Origin of the sequence: Microlunatus panaciterrae, assembly GCF_016907535.1 — a bacterium.
Classification (GTDB): Bacteria; Actinomycetota; Actinomycetes; order Propionibacteriales; family Propionibacteriaceae; genus Microlunatus; species Microlunatus panaciterrae.
Genome location: NZ_JAFBCF010000001.1, coordinates 474680 through 493221, shown reverse-complemented (window position 1 = coordinate 493221; position 18542 = coordinate 474680). Strand labels below are relative to the sequence as shown.

At 70.6% G+C, this 18542-nt stretch carries 13 protein-coding genes; 8 read left to right on the top strand and 5 right to left on the bottom strand.

What is annotated here, in order from left to right; all coding sequences use genetic code 11:
• Positions 1-45: 45 nt before the first annotated feature.
• The 3 genes from JOE57_RS02190 to ligD all read right to left on the bottom strand — a co-directional run bounded on the left by JOE57_RS02190 (position 46) and on the right by ligD (position 3116).
• Positions 46-1305 carry a toxic anion resistance protein gene (locus JOE57_RS02190; protein WP_204916186.1) on the bottom strand — a complete coding sequence of 420 codons (1260 nt, stop codon included), beginning with the start codon at positions 1303-1305 and terminating at the stop codon, positions 46-48.
• A gap of 131 nt (positions 1306-1436) precedes the next feature.
• Positions 1437-2078 carry a TetR/AcrR family transcriptional regulator gene (locus tag JOE57_RS02185; protein ID WP_338041111.1) on the bottom strand — a complete coding sequence of 214 codons (642 nt, stop codon included), beginning with the start codon at positions 2076-2078 and terminating at the stop codon, positions 1437-1439.
• 72 nt (positions 2079-2150) lie between these two features.
• The gene (gene ligD, locus JOE57_RS02180; protein WP_338041110.1) at positions 2151-3116 is read right to left on the bottom strand and encodes a non-homologous end-joining DNA ligase; all 966 of its coding nucleotides are present in this window, start codon (positions 3114-3116) and stop codon (positions 2151-2153) included.
• 148 nt (positions 3117-3264) lie between these two features.
• Here ligD and moeZ point away from each other — a divergent pair, with 148 nt between their 5' ends.
• A complete protein-coding gene (gene moeZ / locus JOE57_RS02175) occupies positions 3265-4455 on the top strand; it encodes an adenylyltransferase/sulfurtransferase MoeZ (RefSeq protein WP_204916184.1) in 1191 nt (396 codons plus the stop codon).
• 69 nt (positions 4456-4524) lie between these two features.
• Here moeZ and JOE57_RS02170 read toward each other — a convergent pair whose 3' ends face one another.
• Both JOE57_RS02170 and JOE57_RS02165 read right to left on the bottom strand, forming a co-directional pair.
• On the bottom strand, positions 4525-4728 hold the full coding sequence (locus JOE57_RS02170) for a cold-shock protein (protein WP_091531587.1): 204 nt from the start codon (positions 4726-4728) through the stop codon (positions 4525-4527).
• A 202-nt stretch (positions 4729-4930) separates the two neighbouring features.
• Positions 4931-5284, bottom strand: a complete 354-nt coding sequence (locus JOE57_RS02165; RefSeq protein WP_204916183.1) for an MGMT family protein — start codon at positions 5282-5284, stop codon at positions 4931-4933.
• Positions 5285-5307: 23 nt separating this feature from the next.
• Between JOE57_RS02165 and JOE57_RS02160 the strand changes: the two genes are divergently transcribed.
• The 7 genes from JOE57_RS02160 to JOE57_RS02130 all read left to right on the top strand — a co-directional run bounded on the left by JOE57_RS02160 (position 5308) and on the right by JOE57_RS02130 (position 18534).
• The gene (locus JOE57_RS02160) at positions 5308-6069 is read left to right on the top strand and encodes a pirin family protein (RefSeq protein WP_204916182.1); all 762 of its coding nucleotides are present in this window, start codon (positions 5308-5310) and stop codon (positions 6067-6069) included.
• Positions 6066-7292, top strand: coding sequence for a phosphoserine phosphatase SerB (serB, locus tag JOE57_RS02155; RefSeq protein ID WP_204916181.1), 1227 nt, complete (start codon positions 6066-6068; stop codon positions 7290-7292). The genes JOE57_RS02160 and serB overlap by 4 nt, the downstream gene beginning before the upstream one ends.
• A gap of 11 nt (positions 7293-7303) precedes the next feature.
• Positions 7304-8095 (top strand): carbon-nitrogen hydrolase family protein, encoded by a 792-nt coding sequence (locus JOE57_RS02150; protein WP_204916180.1) that lies wholly within the window; start codon positions 7304-7306, stop codon positions 8093-8095.
• Positions 8096-8163: 68 nt separating this feature from the next.
• Positions 8164-10107, top strand: a complete 1944-nt coding sequence (locus tag JOE57_RS19070) for an outer membrane protein assembly factor BamB family protein (protein WP_204916179.1) — start codon at positions 8164-8166, stop codon at positions 10105-10107.
• A complete protein-coding gene (locus JOE57_RS02140) occupies positions 10097-11938 on the top strand; it encodes a hypothetical protein (RefSeq protein WP_204916178.1) in 1842 nt (613 codons plus the stop codon). The genes JOE57_RS19070 and JOE57_RS02140 overlap by 11 nt, the downstream gene beginning before the upstream one ends.
• Positions 11939-11992: 54 nt before the next feature.
• The gene (locus JOE57_RS02135) at positions 11993-15235 is read left to right on the top strand and encodes a UvrD-helicase domain-containing protein (RefSeq protein WP_204916177.1); all 3243 of its coding nucleotides are present in this window, start codon (positions 11993-11995) and stop codon (positions 15233-15235) included.
• Complete coding sequence (locus tag JOE57_RS02130) at positions 15232-18534, top strand: UvrD-helicase domain-containing protein (RefSeq protein ID WP_338041109.1); 3303 nt, start codon at positions 15232-15234, stop codon at positions 18532-18534. Before JOE57_RS02135 ends, JOE57_RS02130 begins: the two co-directional genes overlap by 4 nt.
• Positions 18535-18542 lie beyond the last annotated feature (8 nt).

Sequence of the window (18542 nt, the reverse complement as noted above, 5' to 3'; positions counted from 1 at the left end):
GTCCTGTTCTTTTCTGGGTCGGCACCGACCTGTTCGAGGCGGAGCTCAGCGCAGACCACGGCCGGTCGGGCCCTCGAGGTCGAGGCTGCCCGTCACCACCCGTTGGTCGGTCGAGGAGACGCGGTCCAGGTATTCGCGCGACTTGACGACCTCGGCCTCCAACGTCCCGATGGTGGCCGCCATGCTGTCCAGTGCCTGCACCTTGAAGGTGTCGATCGAGTCCATCGTGGCGTAGATGTTCTGGAAGGCCGCCTGCAGCTGCGGCAGGCCGATAGTGGCCGAGGCGGCCTGCTGCTGGATCTGTGCCGAGTTGTCACGCATCATCTCCGACGTCCGCTGGATCAGGTCGGACGTGGTCGTGTTCAGCGCGGTGATCTGGTCCAGTACCAGCTTCTGGTTGCCGAGCGCCTGAGCCACGATCACCGCCGTCCGCAGCGCCGACACCGTCGTCGTCGACGCCCGGTCGACACCCTTGATCAGCTCGATGTTGTTCTTGATGATGATGTCGATCGCCAGGTAGGACTGGATGGACACCGCCAGCTGGGTGAGCAGGTCCTGATGCTTCTGCCGGACATAGAACAGCACATCCTGGTTGAGCGCCTTGGCCTTCTCCGGCTCGACCATCTCCACCTCGGCGATGTGGGCCGACAGCCGGGCATCCAGCCGCTCGGCGATGTAGACGTAGGAGTTGAGCCGACCCATGTTCACCCACAGGTTCTGCTTCTCCATGGTCAGCGACACGTTGTCCTTGGTCAGCTCGTCCTGACCGTTGCGGAGGCTGTGCAGGATTGCGTTCAGGTGCGACTGGGCATCCTGGTAGCGGCGGAAGTAGTCGACGATCCGGTCACCGAACGGGATGATGCCGAACAGCTTGCGGGTGCCGGCGGCCTGGCTCGGGTCGAGCTCCTCCACCGTGCGGCGGAGCTCCTGCAAGGTGGTGCCGACGTGCGAACCCTCGGCGATGCCGCCCTCCTTCAGCGCCTTCACCGGCGTCTGCAGCAGCCGGTTGGAGGACTCTGCGGCCTTGCGGATGTCCACGTCCCCCATCGTGCGCACGTTGTCGGCCTGGGCGGCGAACTCGGGGGAGCGGGGCTGGGCGGTCAGCAGGGCGTCGATGAAACCATCCACCTTCTGGTCCAGGGCCGGCACCGTGGCCGGGTCGACCTGGGGAGCCATCGCCGGTGCCGCAGTGGCGGCGAGCGGCTGGATCGGCGCGGGGGCGGTCAGGGTCAACGCGGAGCCGGTCGGTGGCGCCAGCGGCGCGGGTGCCGCCGCAGCGGACGGTTGCTGGGTCGGATCGGTCATCAGCGGCCTCTCGTCGTCGCGCATCCCCTGGTCAGGCGGGAGCTGAGTTCGTGGACCGGTCAATCTAGCGGGCGATGGATCCACTCAGGCGCCAATCTACTCGGCTCGCACCAGGAAGGGACCCCCGTTTGTCACCCGTGATGGTGCTCGGCGTCACTCCGATGCCCGGTGTCGGTCCGGGGGAAGCCGCTGATGCCACGCCAGGCCAGGTTGCTGACCAGCTGCTTGGCCTCACCCAGGCTGACTGCTTCCTTGGCGGACACCCAGTAGCGGGCGCTGACCTGGGCGCTCCCCACCAAGGAGATGGCCAGCAGTTTGGCCTGATCCGGCGGCAGCGCCGTGTCCTCGGCGATCACCTCGGCAATGGCGTCAGCGATCTCGTTGTTGACCCGCCACAGTCGCTTCTGCACCTCGCCGTCGCCGGTCAGGTCGGACTCGAACACGAAGCGGAACTCGCCGCTGGAGTGGGACACGAAGTCATAGAACGCGTCCATGGTGGCCACCACCCGGTCGGCGTTCTTGTCGGTGGAGTCGAGCGCCTCCTCGACCACCTCGACCAGCTTGTCGCAGCTGCGGTCCAGCACGGCGAGGTAGAGATCGAGCTTGGAGGGGAAGTGCTGGTAGAGCACCGGCTTCGACACACCGGCGGAGTCGGCGATGTCGTCCATCGCGGCAGCGTGGTAGCCCTTGGACGTGAACACGTCGCTGGCAGCGTCGAGCAGCTGGGCTCGTCGCTGGTCGCGAGGCATCCGTACGACGCGTTGTGTGACCACCGAAGCATGCTACCCGCTGGGCCCTGGGGCCCAGCGCAGCCGGAACGGGCGCGGACAGGCGTCGCCGGCGGGTCACTCCCGCTGCGGCAGCGGCGGCCGGTCCGGCTCCAGCAGCTCGGCCATCAGGTCTCCGTGCTCGGCGATCCGGTCGAGCACCGCCTGCGGGGAGAACCGCAGGTCGTCCGGACCGGAGACGCCGCCGATCTCGTCCCAGGTCACCGGGGTGGCGACCGAGGGGGTCGCGCGTCCGCGCAGCGAGTAGGCGGCGATGGTGTTCTTGGCGGCATGGTTCTGGCTGAAGTCGACGAAGACCCGGCCGGCCCGGGCAGCGATGGCCATCGTGACCACGAACAGGTCCGGGTGCCGTCGGACCAGAGTGCGGCCGACCGTCTGGACGTAGCCCGACACCTCGGCGCTGCGGCTCGGCTGGATCGCGGCGTAGACCTGCAGTCCCTTGCTGCCGGACGTCTTGACGCAGGGCACCAGGCCGTCAGCGGCCAGCTCGTGGGCCACCAGCAGAGCGGCCCTGGCGGTCTCGATCATGGTGACCCCGTCGCCCGGGTCGAGGTCGACGACCACCAGGTCGGCCAACGGCTCACCCGGCCTGGGCAGCTCCTCCGGCAGCGTGATGGCCCCGTCGGCGTCTGCGGTCGCGGTGGAGATCCGCCATTGCGGCACGTGCATCTCCAGCGCAGCCAGATTGGCGAGCCAGACGATCGTGGCCGACTCGTCGGCCACGACATAGTCGACGATGCCGTCCGACACTCGCACCGGCTGGGTCCGCACCCAGTCGGGGCAGCCCTGCGGGGCGTTCTTCTCGTAGAAGGAGAAGGCGCCGTCGCCGACGCCGTCAGGAAAGCGCAGCCGGGTCATCGGTCGGTCACTCACATGCGGCAGCAGCACGGGCGCGACCTGGAGGTAGTAGTGGATCACCTCTGCCTTGGTGTAGCCGACCTGCGGGTAGAGCACCTTGTCCAGGTTGGTCAGGGTCAGCAGGCGGCCGCCGACCACGGTCCGGACATCACTGGATTCGACCACCGGGCCAGTCTGCCCGGTCCCCGGACCGGCTCGTGCGCACCCGCCCGGTTGGGTTCCACATCCCGGAATAGGCCCCCACCCCGTGGCGTTGCACGAGAGGATCGCAGGAATGCGGTCCAGACCGCACACCCCGTACCCAGGAGGAACCGTGGCGTTACCGCCCCTTGTCGAGCCGGCCGCCGAGCTGACCCCCCAAGAGGTCCATCGATACAGCCGGCACCTGATCATCCCCGAGGTGGGGATGGACGGTCAGAAGCGACTCAAGAACTCCCGGCTGCTGTTCATCGGCGCCGGTGGTCTGGGTAGCCCGGGCCTGCTGTACGCCGCTGCGGCCGGTGTCGGCACCATTGGGATCGTCGAGTTCGACGAGGTGGACGAGTCCAACCTGCAGCGCCAGGTCATCCACGGGCAGTCCGACATCGGCAAGTCCAAGGCCCAGTCGGCCAAGGAGAGCATTGCCGAGGTCAACCCGTTCGTGAACGTGGTCCTGCATGAGACCCGGCTGGACAACGACAATGTGATGGAGATCTTCTCCCAGTACGACCTGATCGTCGACGGCACCGACAACTTCGCCACCCGCTACCTCGTCAATGACGCGGCGGTGCTGCTGGGGAAGCCCTACGTGTGGGGGTCGATCTTCCGCTTCGACGGCCAGGTCAGCGTCTTCTGGGCCCAGAACGGCCCCTGCTACCGCTGCCTCTACCCGGAGCCGCCGCCACCGGGGATGGTGCCCAGCTGCGCCGAGGGCGGGGTGCTGGGGGTGCTCTGCGCCTCCATCGGCGCCACCCAGACGACCGAGGCGATCAAGCTGCTCACCGGCATCGGCGAGCCGCTGCTCGGCCGGCTGCAGATCTACGATGCGCTGGAGATGAGCTGGCGCCAGCTGGCCGTCCGCAAGGACCCGAACTGCGCCGTCTGCGGTGAGAACCCGACAGTGACCGAGCTGATCGACTACGACAGCTTCTGTGGCGCGATCACCGACGAGGCCGCCGAGGCGGTCGCCGGCAACACCATCTCAGTCGGTCAGCTCGAGGACTGGCTGACCGCACGCGAGCGCGGCGAGCGTGACTTCCTGCTGGTGGACGTCCGGGAGAAGGTGGAGCGCGAGATCAACCAGATCCCTGGCTCGGTGCTGATCCCCAAGGGCGACTTCCAGACCGGGGAGGCATTGGGCCGGCTGCCGCAGGACAAGCAGGTGGTGCTGTACTGCAAGGCTGGCACCCGCTCGGCCGAGTGCCTGGCCATCGTGCACGGCGCCGGCCTGGAGAATGCGGTGCACGTCGGCGGTGGCGTCAGCGCCTGGGTCAGCCAGATCGACCCGAGCCAGCCGGCTTACTGACAGCCGTCAGCAACAGATCAGCCCCCGTACGGAGTCCGTACGGGGGCTGATCGCTGTCGTGGCGAAGACTCAGATCGCGTGGACCTGGTCGGCCTGCGGACCCTTCGGCCCCTGGGTCGTCTCAAACTCGACCCGCTGACCCTCGTCGAGGGTCCGGAAACCCGTCGACTCGATCGCGCTGTAATGGACGAAAACGTCCGGACCGCCGCCGTCCACGGCAATGAAGCCGTAGCCCTTTTCGGCATTGAACCACTTAACGGTTCCCTGCGCCATGAAACATCTCCTAGCATCTGGCATTCGAAGCCGCACCTCACGACTCCGACTGCTGCTGGACGCCAGATCCACCGACGCCCACGCAAAAGTTCTGGGGGCGTAGCACTTACCACGACACAGATCACTTGCAACAGCGCACCAAGCGTTGCACATTCCCCCGTGTGATGGAACCCCTATCCGGCACTTTGGCGCGTCGCCCGGGCTAGTCCCAGGTGATCATCCGCGCCTGTGACATCTGCACCCGATCGCCGCGCAGCGGGGTGCCCTCCGCGCGCAGCCGACCGAGCGCCTCCAGCTCGTGGCAGCGGGCCGGTTGACCGTCGGCGCGGACCACCCGCCACCACGGCACGGAGCTGCCGTACAAGGCCATCACCCGCCCCACCTGACGCGGTCCGCCGCTTCCGACGTACTCGGCGATGTCGCCGTAGCTGGCCACCCGGCCGGCGGGGATCCGCTCCACAGCGGCCAGAACGGACTCGACATAATTGTCGCGAGCATCAGGGACCTCGCGGGCATCAGACGCCTCTCGCGGATCAGGACCGGCGCTCGGGCTCACCTGGCCAGATTAGTCTGGGCACCATGATCGGCCAGAACGCCACCCGAGACCACGCGCTGACGGTGCACCGCGGAGCGGATCGCTTCGCGACCAGGACGAGCTGGCTCGACTCCCGTCACTGCTTCTCCTTCGGGGCTCACTACGAGCCCACCAACACCGGCCATGGTCGGTTGCTGGTCAGCAATGACGACATCGTGCTGCCCGGCGCCGGCTTCGACACCCATCCGCATGCGGACGCTGAGATCGTGACCTGGGTGCTGTCCGGATCGCTGGTGCACCAGGACTCGCAGGGAAACCACGGCGTGATCTATCCGGGCCTGGCGCAGCGGATGAGCGCCGGCGCGGGCATCCTGCACTCCGAGCGGAACGACGCCTACCGGCTCGATCCCGACCGGGCCGCCGATCCGGTGCATTTCGTCCAGATGTGGGTACGTCCGGACGAACCGGGCACCCCGCCGTCGTACCAGCAGCGCGAGCTGGAGGTGGCCGACCTGCGGCGCGGCTGGTTGCCGGTCGCCTCAGGCCGGCACAGCGACGCAGTGATCAGCATCGGCAGCAGAGGCTCGACGCTCTGGGTGACCAGGCTCGGCGCGGATGTCCGGCGTGAGCTGCCGGTCGGGGACACCGTCCATCTCTATGTCGCCGCCGGTGAGGTCGATGGTGAAGAGGTCGGCCGGTTGCGGACCGGCGACTCGGTCCGGATCACCGGCCGGACCGCGCTGTCGATCACCGGTCGGGCAGGGTCCGAACCCGCCGAGGTGCTGGTCTGGGAGATGGCCCGGTGAGTGATCAGCAGAACCCACCCGACGCCCGGCAGCAGCCCGGCGGTGAACACCCGCTGTTGATCAGGGTGTCCGGACGGGACCGCCCGAGCCTGGTGCGCGACCTCCTGACGCTGCTGGCCCAGGCCGGAGCCGAGCTGGAGGACATGGAACAGCTCGTCGTCCGCGAGCGGCTCACGCTGGACGTGCTGATCCGGCTGACCGGCGCCGCTGACGGCCTGGTGCGCGACATCCTCTACTGGGGTTTCACCCACGACCTCAAGATCGACTTCGAGCGGGTCGAATCGCAGTCGCAGCGCGCCGCGCTGCCGCGGTTCGCGGTGTCCGTGCTCGGACGCCGACTGGCGCCGTCGGCGCTGGCCGCGGTCGCCGAGGCGATCGCCCGGGTTGGCGGCAACGTGGACCGGATGGTGCGACTGGCGACCGAACCTGTCACCGCCTACGAGCTGGTGGTGATCATCGCCGGTCAGGACCAGCTCCGGGCCGCTCTGGTGGAGGTGGCCCAGGCGCACAACGTCGACATCGCCGTCCAGGCGGCCGGGCTGGAGCGACGGGCCAAACGGCTGGTGGTGATGGATGTCGACTCGACGCTGATCCGCGACGAGGTGATCGAGCTGCTCGCCGACGAGGCGGACTGCGGACCTGCCGTCGTGGAGATCACCCGCCGCGCGATGGCGGGCGAGCTCGACTTCGAACAGTCGTTGCGCGAACGGGTGCGGCTGTTGAAAGGTCTGGACGAGGCCGCGATCGAACGGGTCAGGTCCAGGATCCGGCTGACGCCCGGCGCTCGTACGCTGGTCCGCACGCTGAAAAGGCTCGGGTTCGCGGTGGCCGTCGTCAGCGGCGGGTTCACCCCGTTCACCGACGCGCTGCAGGCCGAGCTGGGCCTGGACCATGCCCATGCCAACACCCTGGAGATCATCGACGGCGTGCTGACCGGTGAGGTGGTGGGGCCGGTCGTCGACCGGGCGCGCAAGGCCGAGCTGCTGCGTGAGATCGCCGCCGTCGAGGGGGTCCCGTTGAGCCAGGTCGTCGCGATCGGCGACGGCGCCAACGACCTCGACATGCTGACCGCGGCCGGTCTGGGGATCGCCTTCAATGCCAAGCCGGTGGTCCGGGCCCAGGCCGATACGACCGTCTCGGTGCCCTACCTGGACGCCATCCTGTTCATGCTCGGGATCCGTGGCGCCGAGGTGGACCGCGCCGACGCCGGCGGAACCGAGTAGGAGGAGTACCGATGCGCGTCGCCCTCGCCCAGATCGTCAGCACCGCCGACCCGGTGGCCAACCTCGCGTTGGTGGCCGAGCAGACGGCTGTGGCCGCCGGCCAGGGCGCCGAGCTGGTGATCTTCCCGGAGGCCACCATGCGCTGCTTCGGAGGTCCGCTGCGCGGCGTCGCTGAGCCGCTGGACGGCCCCTGGGCCGGCCGGCTGCGCGCCATTGCCGACCGACACCAGGTGACCGTGGTGGCCGGCATGTTCACCCCCGGCAGCGAGGGCAGGGTGACGAACACCCTGGTGGCGTACGGCCCGCAGGTGGACGCCCACTACGACAAGATCCACCTGTTCGATGCGTTCGGCTTCGCCGAGTCCGACACGGTCCAACCCGGGCAGGCGCCGGTGCTGATCGACGTCGGCGGGGTCAGGGTCGGGCTGACGACCTGCTACGACGTGCGGTTCCCGGGGCTGTTCACCGCGCTCGCCGACGCCGGCGCGGAGCTGATCTGTGTCTGCGCCTCCTGGGGCGCCGGACCCGGAAAGGTCGAGCAGTGGAACCTGCTCGCCCGCGCCCGGGCGCTGGACAGCACGACCTTCGTCGCCGCCTGCGGCCAGGCGGATCCCGAGACGGTGGGCGACCACCGCACCGGCACGGCCCCCACCGGCGTGGGGCACAGCATGGTCATTGCGCCGGACGGCGCGGTGCTGGCCGAGCTCGGGGCCGCACCCGGGCTGTTGGTGATCGACATCGACCCGGCCCGGGTGGCCGAGGTGCGCAGGATGCTGCCGGTGCTGGCGAATCGGCGCTACTGAAGACCGACCTGCAACTAGCGGATCCGATTTTCTCGGCACCGGTGTGCACCGCGTGACAGGATGGCCCCGTGGTCCAGGGGGATGGGCAGGGGCGCCTGCCTGCGCAGCTGCCGTGGTCGCCGTTTCCTGTCCAGGACTGGTCGACGATGCCGCCGGCAGGCCGGCCCGACGATGATCAACTTCGGGTCCCCGGCGGCGAGCCGACGCCGGAGCCGGGGTGGTTTCCGGACCCGAGCTGGGCTCCGCCCGGCCGCCGACGGGCGTGGCTGCCCACCGTGGTGATGGCACTCTGCCTGCTGATGGTCGGTTCCAGCCTCTTCCTCACCGACCTGGTCGGCTCCGCGGCCCCGGCGCAGGGGTCGGCGGTCTTCGTACCGGAGGACGGAGCCGCCTGGTACTCCGAGCAGCGGTCACTCGCCGGTGGCCGGGCCATCACCACGCGCCAGGTGACCGAGTCGGCCCGCTACGTCGGCCCGGAGGGCGTCAGCAGTCTGGACTTCACGCTGGGCAGCCGGGTGCTGGGTGCGGTGGGCGGCTCGGCCGGCCTGAACGCGGTCCAGTTCTGGCGGACCACGACGACTCAGGTGGGCACCCTCGACAGCACCCATCAGAGGGTGCAGGTCTACGCGGTCAGCGACGCGGTCGAGCTGGTGGCCGAGTCCGGACCTTCGTCCACCTACGTCTACCGTCCCGCCCTGGTCGAGCTGCCGGCCCGGGTGACAGCGGGCAGCAGCTGGTCCACCCGGGGCTCGGCCACCGACCAGCTCAACTACGCGGCATCCTTCACGGCCTCGGCAGCGGACGCCGGCTGCATCACCGTCACCGGAACCATCGCCTACACCAGCCTGTCCGGACAGCCGGGCCTGCTCCGTCGACTCGCCAGGACCTGGTGCGAGAACCAGGGAGTGGTCAGCTCCAGCGAGGAACAACCGGGCGTCCGAGTCACCGAGCAGCGCCGAACGGGTCCGGGCGAGATGGCGACGCTGCAGACCACGGCGGAGCCCTGGACCTGGCCGGCGTCGCAGCAGTGGGTCGCCCATGATCATGGGGTGATCACCGTCGACCCGTACTTCGGCCAGGGCCCGATGGTGTCGACGCCGGCCTCGATGCCGCCTGTCCTCACGGCATCCGGGCTGCAGATCAGGACCAGCACCGCCGGGCAGGATCTGATCGCCTTCACCCCGAAGACTCGCGACGACTGGATGGCGCTGTGGCGGATGCACCCCGGCGGGACGGTCCTGTCACTGACCGCCTTCGGCGACGTGGTCGTCGCCACCACCTCCGAACGCACCCTGGTCGGCTACAGCGCCTCCGGTGTCCGACTCTGGCGGGTCGAGCTGGACGAGCTGGTGCTGACCGCACCGCAACGGGTCTCGACCGGTGCGATAGTCGCCACCAGTGTGGGCGGTGAGGTGCTGACCATCGACCTGGCCACCGGACGGACGGGCTGGCGAGCCTCGATCGGTTCCGACGTCGGGGCCCGGGTCAGCGCCGGCGCCGGCACCGTGGTGGTGCTGAGCCGCAACGGCGACGCGGTGGCTCTCCGCGCGGCCGACGGACACGAGCTGTGGCGGGTGGCGCTGACCGACCCGAGCCATGCCGCCGTCCTCGGCGACACCGTCGTCGTGCTGGACGACAACTACGTGAACGGCTTCGACCGGAGGTCGGGGGAGCGCCGCTGGCGTGCGGTCTACCCCTCGCTGGTGGGCGACGTGATCACGCTCCAGGGCCTGGTCGTCGTCGTCGGCAAGGAGGGCACTCTCGCCATCGACGGGTCCGGACGGGTGCGGTGGCGGCGTCAGGGGTATCTGGACATGGTCAGTGATGGCACCGACCTGGTCGGCCTGACGGGGGACCGGGCCGACGTACTCAGCCGGGGCGGGGCCCTGCGGTCCAGCTTCGCCATTCCGCGCTACACCGCCGTGTCCGCCCGGCATGCGCTGGTCCACCCGCAGGGGCTGTGGCTGTTCTCCGGCGGCTGGCCGTTCAAGGACTACAGCAATGGCTCTTGACCAGTCGATGACCCGGCAGCGGACCGCGCTGCCGGCGAGAGCCGGGACGCTGTTCTGGCGGCGGGTGGTCCGCGACCCGATCGACGCGGGCCGGCTTCGCGACGTCGGCTGGCCGCACGGGCTGCGCGCCATCGTCGGCAGTGCCGTCCTGGTCTATCTCATCGGCGCCCTGCTGGTGGTCTTCTCCCCGCTGATCCGGCGCGGGCTCGAGCTGTCGGTCGCCCCCGACCTGGGCCCGGCGGTTCCCCGTGGGATCGTCTGGCTGCTGTTGTTCATGATCATGTTCACGTTGGCGCTGTTCCAGGCCGCGACCCTCCGGGGGCCGTGGTGGTTCCGTGCTCTGGGGCTGGTGATCTCGATCGGGTTGCTCGCCATCTGGGGCATCCTCGGTGCGCAGAACCTCGGCTCACCGCTGCTGCTGGGCGTGGTGCTGGCGCCGCTGCTGTGCCTGGTGCTGCTGCTGGTGGTCCGCGGCCGCAGGCCGTTCGCCTGGTGGGAGCCGCCGTTGATCCTGCTGCTGGACGCGGTGGTGGTCTCCGTCGCCCTGACGGGCTTCGGCATCGGCAGCCGTCCGCTCGGTTTCGACTTCGCCCCGGTGCTGCTGCAGCAGACGATCACCGTCCTCGGGCAGCTGGCGATCCCGATCTCGCTGGCCGCCGGAGTCGCGCTGGCCGAGATCACCGTACGGGCCACCGTCTGGGCCACTCGGCTGGTCGGTCGGCTGCTGCCGACCGACCCTGCCGGCAGGAGTGCCGGAGGCAGCGCCCCGGCCGCCGGGTGGCCGCGCCGCAATGCCGCCTACCTGCTGCTGCGCCGCAATGCCGCCTACCTGCTGCTGGCGGTGCTGCTGGTGTTGCGGCTGGGCCAGGGTGTCTTCGAGTTCGCCTCGCTGGACCCGATCACGCAGGGCTGGCGGGCCCGCCTGGTGACGGCCGGGTACGCCGTGGTGATGGCGCTGGTCGGGCTGGCGGTGTTCCGACTGTCCCGCCGTCGGGCGGCGGCTGTGGCAGCGTCGGAGCTGCCGGAGACGCTGGGCCGGATCGCCTTCCCGATCGGGGTGGCGATGACCGGGTTGCTGCTGCCGGTGTCTATCGGGCTGCTGGGTCTGCAGGCCGTCATCTCGCTGGACCCCACCGGCACGTTCGCCGGAATGGCGTTCGACCCGGTCGGGCTGTTCGGCTCGACGGCAGCGGTCGGCGTGGCCCGGTTGCTGCTGGCGCTGATCCTGCTGGTGCTGGCCGTCCGTCAGGCGCGACGAGGTGGCACCGGCATCGCCCTGCTGTTCGCCCTGGTCGCGGTGATGCTGCTCCCGGTGCCGCTGACCTGGTTCACCGGCGGCCGGGTCGCCATCACACCCGACTCGGACCTGCTGAACCTGCTGGCCACCCTGGTCGTGGTCGTCGCGTTGGGCTGGTTCGCGATCCGCGGCTCGCTGACCCGGATCCGAGCGGTCGGGCTGGGCGGCCTGCTGATCCTGTCCGGACTGTTCTCCTACCGCGACTTCATCTCCGATCCTCTGGGTGCCCTGCTCGGCTTCTCCGGCGCGGCACTGGTGATGTTCGGGCTGACCTGGGGCCTGTTGACCGAGTGTGACTTCGCCAACCATGACGGGCGGCGGTTCCAAGTCCCGACCAGGGTGATGCTGGCGTTGGCGAACTTCGTGCTGGCGATCACCATCGTGGCCTACGGTGCGCTCGTCCGCGACCCCGGCGCAGCGCTCAACCTGGACAAGATCGCGGACCTGGGCGACTTCGTGCTCGGCACCGCCCTGCTGGTGAGTGCCTTCGTCTGCGTCCTGGCCGCCACCGCCGCGGATACCGAGGTCGGCTGACCGGGCGGCCGGGTCGGGTCGCCGCTGTCGGTGGGCTCTGTTCCAATAGGGGACGTGTCGACCATCCGCCTCGTCCGTGCCGACGAGGTACGCGCCGAACCGCCCGACCTGGACGCGTCCCAGCAGGCGGTCGTCAACCATGCCGGCGGCCCGTTGCTGGTTCTCGCCGGTCCCGGCACCGGCAAGACCACCACCCTGGTGGAGTCGGTGGTCGACCGGATCGTCCGACGGGGCCAGCGGCCGGACAGCCTGCTGGTGCTGACCTTCTCGCGCAAGGCCGCGGCCGAGCTGCGGACCAGGATCACCGCCCGACTGGGGCGTTCGGTGGTGACGCCGATGGCGATGACGTTCCATGCTTTCTGCTATGCGCTGGTGCGGCGCTTCGGCGAGCAGGACGCGTACGGGTCGGGGGTGCGGCTGCTGACCGCGCCGGAGCAGGAGTTCCGGGTCCGCGAGACTCTGGAGGGCGGTGCCGAGGTGGGCACCACGACCTGGCCGGAGTCGCTGCAGCGGGCCTTCCCCACCCGCGCGTTCGCAGCCGAGGTCCGGGCGGTGCTGGCCAAGGCGCGCCAGCTCGGGATGGACCCGGAGGACCTGATGGCCGTCGGCGAGGCGGCCGAACGTCCGGAGTGGGTCAGTGTCGGCGCCTTCTTCGACGAGTACCTCGACGTGCTGGACGCCGAGCAGGTGCTGGACTACGCCGAGCTGGTGCACCGCTGCCGGATCTTGATGACCGATCCGGAGGTGGTGCGGACCCTGCGCGGCGAGATCGACGCGGTGTTCGTCGACGAGTACCAGGACACCGACCCGTCTCAGGTGAGCCTGCTGCGGGCGATCACCGGCGGCGGCCGTGACGTGGTGGTGGTGGGAGACCCGGACCAGTCCATCTATGCGTTCCGGGGCGCCGAGGCCAGGGGCATCCTGGACTTCCCCGACCGGTTCCGCACCGCGGCCGGCCAGCCGGCGCCGGTGATCGCGCTCGGCCAGACCAGGCGGTTCGGGGTCAACCTGCTCGCGGCCAGCCGGAACATCGCCTCCAGACTGGCCGTCGCCCGGCCGCTCCCGGGCGAGGCGTTCGACGTCTTCAGGCATCCCAGGGCCGCACCCGGGCTGCCGAAGGGTCGGGTCGAGGTGTTCACCTGCGTCTCGGCCGGCGCGGAGGCCGAGCACATCGCCGACCTGCTGCGCAGCGCCCATCTCAGAGACGGGCTGGCCTGGTCGGAGATGGCCGTGCTGGTGCGGTCCGGCCGGCAGTCCATCCCGGGTCTCGCCCGCGCCCTGATCGGGGTCGGTGTGCCGGTCGAGGTGGCCGGCGACGAGATCCCGCTGTCGGCCGAGCTGGCCGTGCGGCCGCTGCTTCTCGCTCTGCGGGTCGCAGCCCGGGGCCGCAGCCTGAACGCCGACGAGGCTCAGCAGCTGCTGATGTCACCCTTGGCCGGGCTGGACAGCATGGCGATCAGGCGGCTGGGCCGTGCCCTGCGCCAGGCGGAACGGGCCGAGCTGGCCGGCAGCGGGCTGCCCAGGCTGTCCAGCGACCTGATCTTCCGCGCCCTGATGGACCCTGGCCTGCTGGACGACTGCCCGGACAGCGCCGAGCTGCGAGGGGCCCGAGCCCTGGCCTCGACCCTGGTCGAGGTGGAGAGGCTGATCCGGGCCAACGGCACCGCGGAGGAGGCTCTCTGGGCGCTCTGGACGTCGACGTCATGGCCGCAACGGTTGCGCGCCGAGGCGAGCCAGAGTGGTGACGTGGGACGCCGCGCCCACCGGGACCTCGACGCCGTCTGTGCTCTGTTCGACATCGCCGCCCGGTCTGAGGAGGTGTCCGGGCTGCGCGGCGTCACGGGTTTCCTGGCCGAGGTGGAGTCCCAGCAGATTCCGGCCGACACGCTCCGCGAGGGTGATCTTCGGGGCTCCGCGGTCCGGGTGCTGACCGCGCACCGCTCGAAGGGACTGGAATGGCAGCTGGTGGTGGTGGCCGGCGTCCAGGAGGGCACCTGGCCGGACGTCCGCCGGCGGGGGTCGCTGCTGGAGGCCGACCGGCTGAGCCGCCACGGCCTCGCCGACGCGGTGCCCACCGCCAGCCGGATCGCCGAGGAGCGCCGGTTGTTCTACGTCGCCTGCACCCGCGCCCGGTCGCGACTGGTGGTGACGGCGGTGGAGGGCACCGAGGGGGAGGGGGACCAGCCGTCGCGATTCCTGGCCGAGCTCGGTGTGCCGATCCGGCAGCTGGCCGGCCGGCCGGCCCGACCGCTGTCGTTGGCCTCCCTGATCGGTGAGCTCCGCACCGTCAGTGTCGACCCCGAACAGCCACCGGCGCTGCGGGAGGCGGCGGCCATCCGGCTGGCCCGGCTGGCCGACGCCGTCGACGGCGACGGGCGGCGGCTGGCGACTGCCGCGGATCCGCAGCGCTGGTGGGGGATGCGGGGGGTGTCCACCGCGGAGAACCCGGTGGTGCGCCCCGGCTCGCCGGTGCAGCTGTCCGGCAGCCAGCTGGCCGCGGTGCTGTCGTGTCCCCGACAGTGGTTCCTGGCCCGCAAGGCGCAGGCCGAGACGACCCGAGGCAGTGCCGCCAGCTTCGGCTCGGTGGTGCACGTGCTGGCCGAGCACGCCGCCAATGCCGAGATCGACCCGGAGGCGTTCTCCGACCACCTCGAGTCGGTCTGGGATCAGCTCGACTTCGATGCCAACTGGCTGTCCGCGGTGGAACGGATCGAGGCCGAGTCGGCGCTGGAACGGTTCGTGGCGTGGCAGGAGGCGCGGACCGGACGCGAGCTGCTCGGCACCGAGGTGTCGTTCAGCACCGAGGTCGACCTCGGCAGCGAGCGGGTGCATCTGACCGGGACCGCCGACCGGGTGGAGCGCGACCCGGACGGCCGGATCAGGATCGTGGACTTCAAGACGTCCAGGGCGCAGCCGTCGAGCGGAGAGGTGGCGCAGCAGGACCAGCTGGGGGTCTACCAGCTGGCGGTCCAGGCCGGCGCGTTCGCCCACGTCACCGGTCCCGATGCCCGTCCCGGCGGGGCCGAGCTGGTGTACCTCCGGCTGGCCGACGGGCAGACCAGCTGGCCGAAGGTGTTCGAGCAGCCGTCGCTGGACGACGTCCCGTTCCCGGTGCCGGCCGACCCGGGGTCCGACCGGACGGGCGACCTGCCGACCTGGGTGCACCAGCGGCTGGCCGACGCGGCGCAGCTGATCCGGAACGAGACCTTCGAGGCCCGTGCCGGGAACAGCTGCCGATACTGTCCGTTCAAGAGCAGCTGCCCGACCCAGTCGAGCGGGCGACAGGTGGTGCAGTGACCATCACCCGGTTGGTCCCGCAGAGCTCCACCCGGCGACTCGACACCGCCGCGGACCTGGTCGACGCCCTCGGGATCGAGTTCTCCGACGAGCAGCTGGCCGCGATCACCGCTCCGCTGGAGCCCGGCGTGATCATCGCCGGTGCCGGGTCGGGCAAGACCACTGTGATGGCCGCCCGGGTGGTCTGGCTGGTCGGCACCGGCCAGGTGCGTGCGGAGGAGGTGCTGGGACTGACCTTCACCCGCAAGGCGGCCGCCGAGCTCTCCGCCCGGGTGCGGACGGCGCTGCTCCGTGCCGGGGTGATCGCGTCCGACGGGGTGGACGAGTCGGGGGAGCAGCTGATCATGACCTATGACGCCTTCGCGGCCCGACTGGTGGCTGAGCACGGGCTCCGGATCGGCTTCGAGGCCGACCCGACCATGATCACCGGCGCGACCCGCTTCCGGCTGGCCTCCCGAGTGGTGAAGAACGCGGCCGGTCCGTTCGAGTACATCTCGAGGCTGAAGCCGATCAGCGTCACCGAGCGGGTGCTGAAGCTGGACTCCGACCTGCAGCAGCATCTGGTGGACCCCGGCGACCTGGACCGGCACGCCCGCGGCTACCGGGTGGCACTGGGCTCAGCACCGCTGAACAACCGCGGCAACGTCTTTGCCGAGGTGAAGAAGGCACTGGTGGCGGTGGAGGAGCGGCTGGAGCTGGCCAGCCTGGTCCGGGACTACCAGGCGCTCAAGCAGCGGCTGGGCCTGGTCGAGTTCGCCGACCAGATGGCCATCGCCGCCAGGCTGGCGGTGGAGGTGCCAGCAGTGTCGGTCGCGCTGCGGTCGGCCTTCCGGGTGGTGTTGCTGGACGAGTACCAGGACACCTCGGCGGCCCAGGCGATCATGCTCCGCGGACTGTTCTCCGGGGCCACACCGTACGCCGGGCTCGGGCACCCGGTGACCGCGGTCGGCGACCCGTTCCAGGCCATCTACGGCTGGCGGGGTGCGGCTGCCAGCAACATCCTGCAGTTCTCCGACGAGTTCCGGACCGCCTCGGGAGCGCCCAGCCGGCGGTTCGCGCTGACCGTCAACAGGCGCAGCGGACAGACCATCCTCGATGTGGCCAACGTGCTGTCCAGGCCGCTGCGGAAGGCGACCGCGAGCCTGGTCGGGGACGACGCGGGCGGAGCCAGCACCGGCGGGTTGGGACTGCTGCACGCTCCGGCCGGGTCCGGGCCGGGGCAGGTGCGGGCGGCGACCTTCGAGACGTGGCCGGAGGAGGTGACCTGGATCGCCGACCAGGTGCTGGCAGCCCGCTCCGACGGAGCCGCCCGACAGTGGTCCGACATCGCCGTCCTGAGCCGGCGCAACGCCGACATCGGTCCGCTGTACGCCGAGCTGACCGGCCGGGACATCCCGGTCGAGATCGTCGGCCTGGGCGGGCTGCTGCAGCTGCCGGAGATCATGGACGTGGTGTCGACCCTGCGGCTGGTCGACGACGTGACGGCCAACCCGGAGCTGGTCAGGCTGCTGGGCGGGCCGCGCTGGAACATCGGCCCTCGCGACCTGGCGCTGCTCGGCCGGCGGGCGCGTGAGCTGGCCCGGCGGCACGACCCGGAGTCGGCGGACGAGCGGACCGGCGGCTTGCTACGTGCGCTGGAGGAGGCCGTCGCCGACGTCGACCCGACCGAGGTGGTCTGCCTGCTCGACGCGCTGGAGAGCCCGGGCGACGCCGGCTACTCCCGCGAGGCGCTGGCCCGGTTCCAGCAGCTGGCGGCAGAGCTGTCCTACCTGCGCCGGCACGGTGACGAGCCGCTGATCGACCTGACCCGGCGGGTGATCAGCACGCTCGGTCTGGACGTGGAGCTGATGTCGACCCCGGAGTTCGCCCGGACATCTCGACGCAACCAGATGGGCACCTTCCTGGACGCGGTGGCCGACTACGTCGACGTGGACGGCTCGGCCTCGTTGACCGGCTTGCTGGCCTATCTGCAGGCGGAGGTCGAGCAGGGTGCTGGGCTGGACCAGGCGGTGCCGTCGGACACCGACGCGGTCAAGCTGCTCACCGTGCACCGGGCGAAGGGCCTGGAGTGGGAGGTGGTCTTCCTGCCGGGGCTGGTCAAGGGGGTCTTCCCGAGCGACCGGGTCACCGACAACTGGGTGAGCAACCCGGCCGTGCTGCCGGCCGAGCTGCGCGGAGATGCTGGTGCCATCCCGCAGCTGGCGGAGGCGACCAACGCGGCGATGGCCGAGTACAAGACTCGGCTGACCGAGCAGCAGCTGCTCTCGGAGGACCGGCTGGCCTATGTCGCAGCCACCCGGGCGCGCCAACGGCTGTACGGGTCGGGACACACCTGGCGTCCCGAGCTGACCCGACCGAGACTTGCCTCCAGCTATCTCACGGCGATCCTGGCCGAGGCGCAGCGGCAGGGCCGGGTCGAGCACGAGGCGCCGCCGCCGGGGGATGCGAACCCGCTGGTGGCGGAGCTGGTGCCACAGCCGTGGCCGCGGCCGTTCGACCCCGATGGCTGGTCCCGCCGACAGACTGCGGCGGCGATGGTGGCCGGCGCCCGGGAGAGGTTCGCCCGGACCGGCAGCTATGAGGTACCGGGAGGGACCGACCAGCACCTGCTGCTCGACCAGGAGGAGATCGTCGCGGGCTGGGATGCCGACCTTGACCGGCTGCTGACCGAGATCGCCGAGTCGAGGTCGGAGACCCGGATCGTCCGGCTGCCGTCAACCCTGTCGGCGACCGCGATGATGCGGCTGAACGCCGACCCGGAGGGGTTTGCGGCGGAGCTGGCCCGGCCGATGCCGCGGGCGCCGTCCCGGGCGGCCCGGTTCGGCACCAGGTTCCACAGCTGGGTGGAGCGCCATTTCGGTCAGCAGCAGCTGATCGACCCGGACGACCTGGCCGACCGGGCCGACGCCGGGGTCGGTGAGGAGACGGAGCTGCGGGAGCTGTGTGAGCGGTTCGCGTCGGGCGCGTTCGGCGGCATCGTGCCGCGGGCCCTGGAGGCACCGTTCACGGTGCTGGCGGCCGGCAGCGTGATCCGCGGTCGGATCGACGCCGTCTACGACCTCGGTGAGGACGGACCGTTCCGCTACCAGGTGGTGGACTGGAAGACTCAGATCGGCGGCGAGGCCGACCCGCTGCAGCTGGCGATCTACCGGATGGCGTGGGCCGAGCTCACCCAGGTCCCGCTCGAGCGGGTGGACGCTGTCTTCTACTACGTGCGGACCGACTCGGTCGTCCGGCCGCCGGCGCTCCCGGACCGCGCCGGGATCGAGCAGCTGCTGCGCTCGCTGCCGCCTGCGTGACCGGGCTG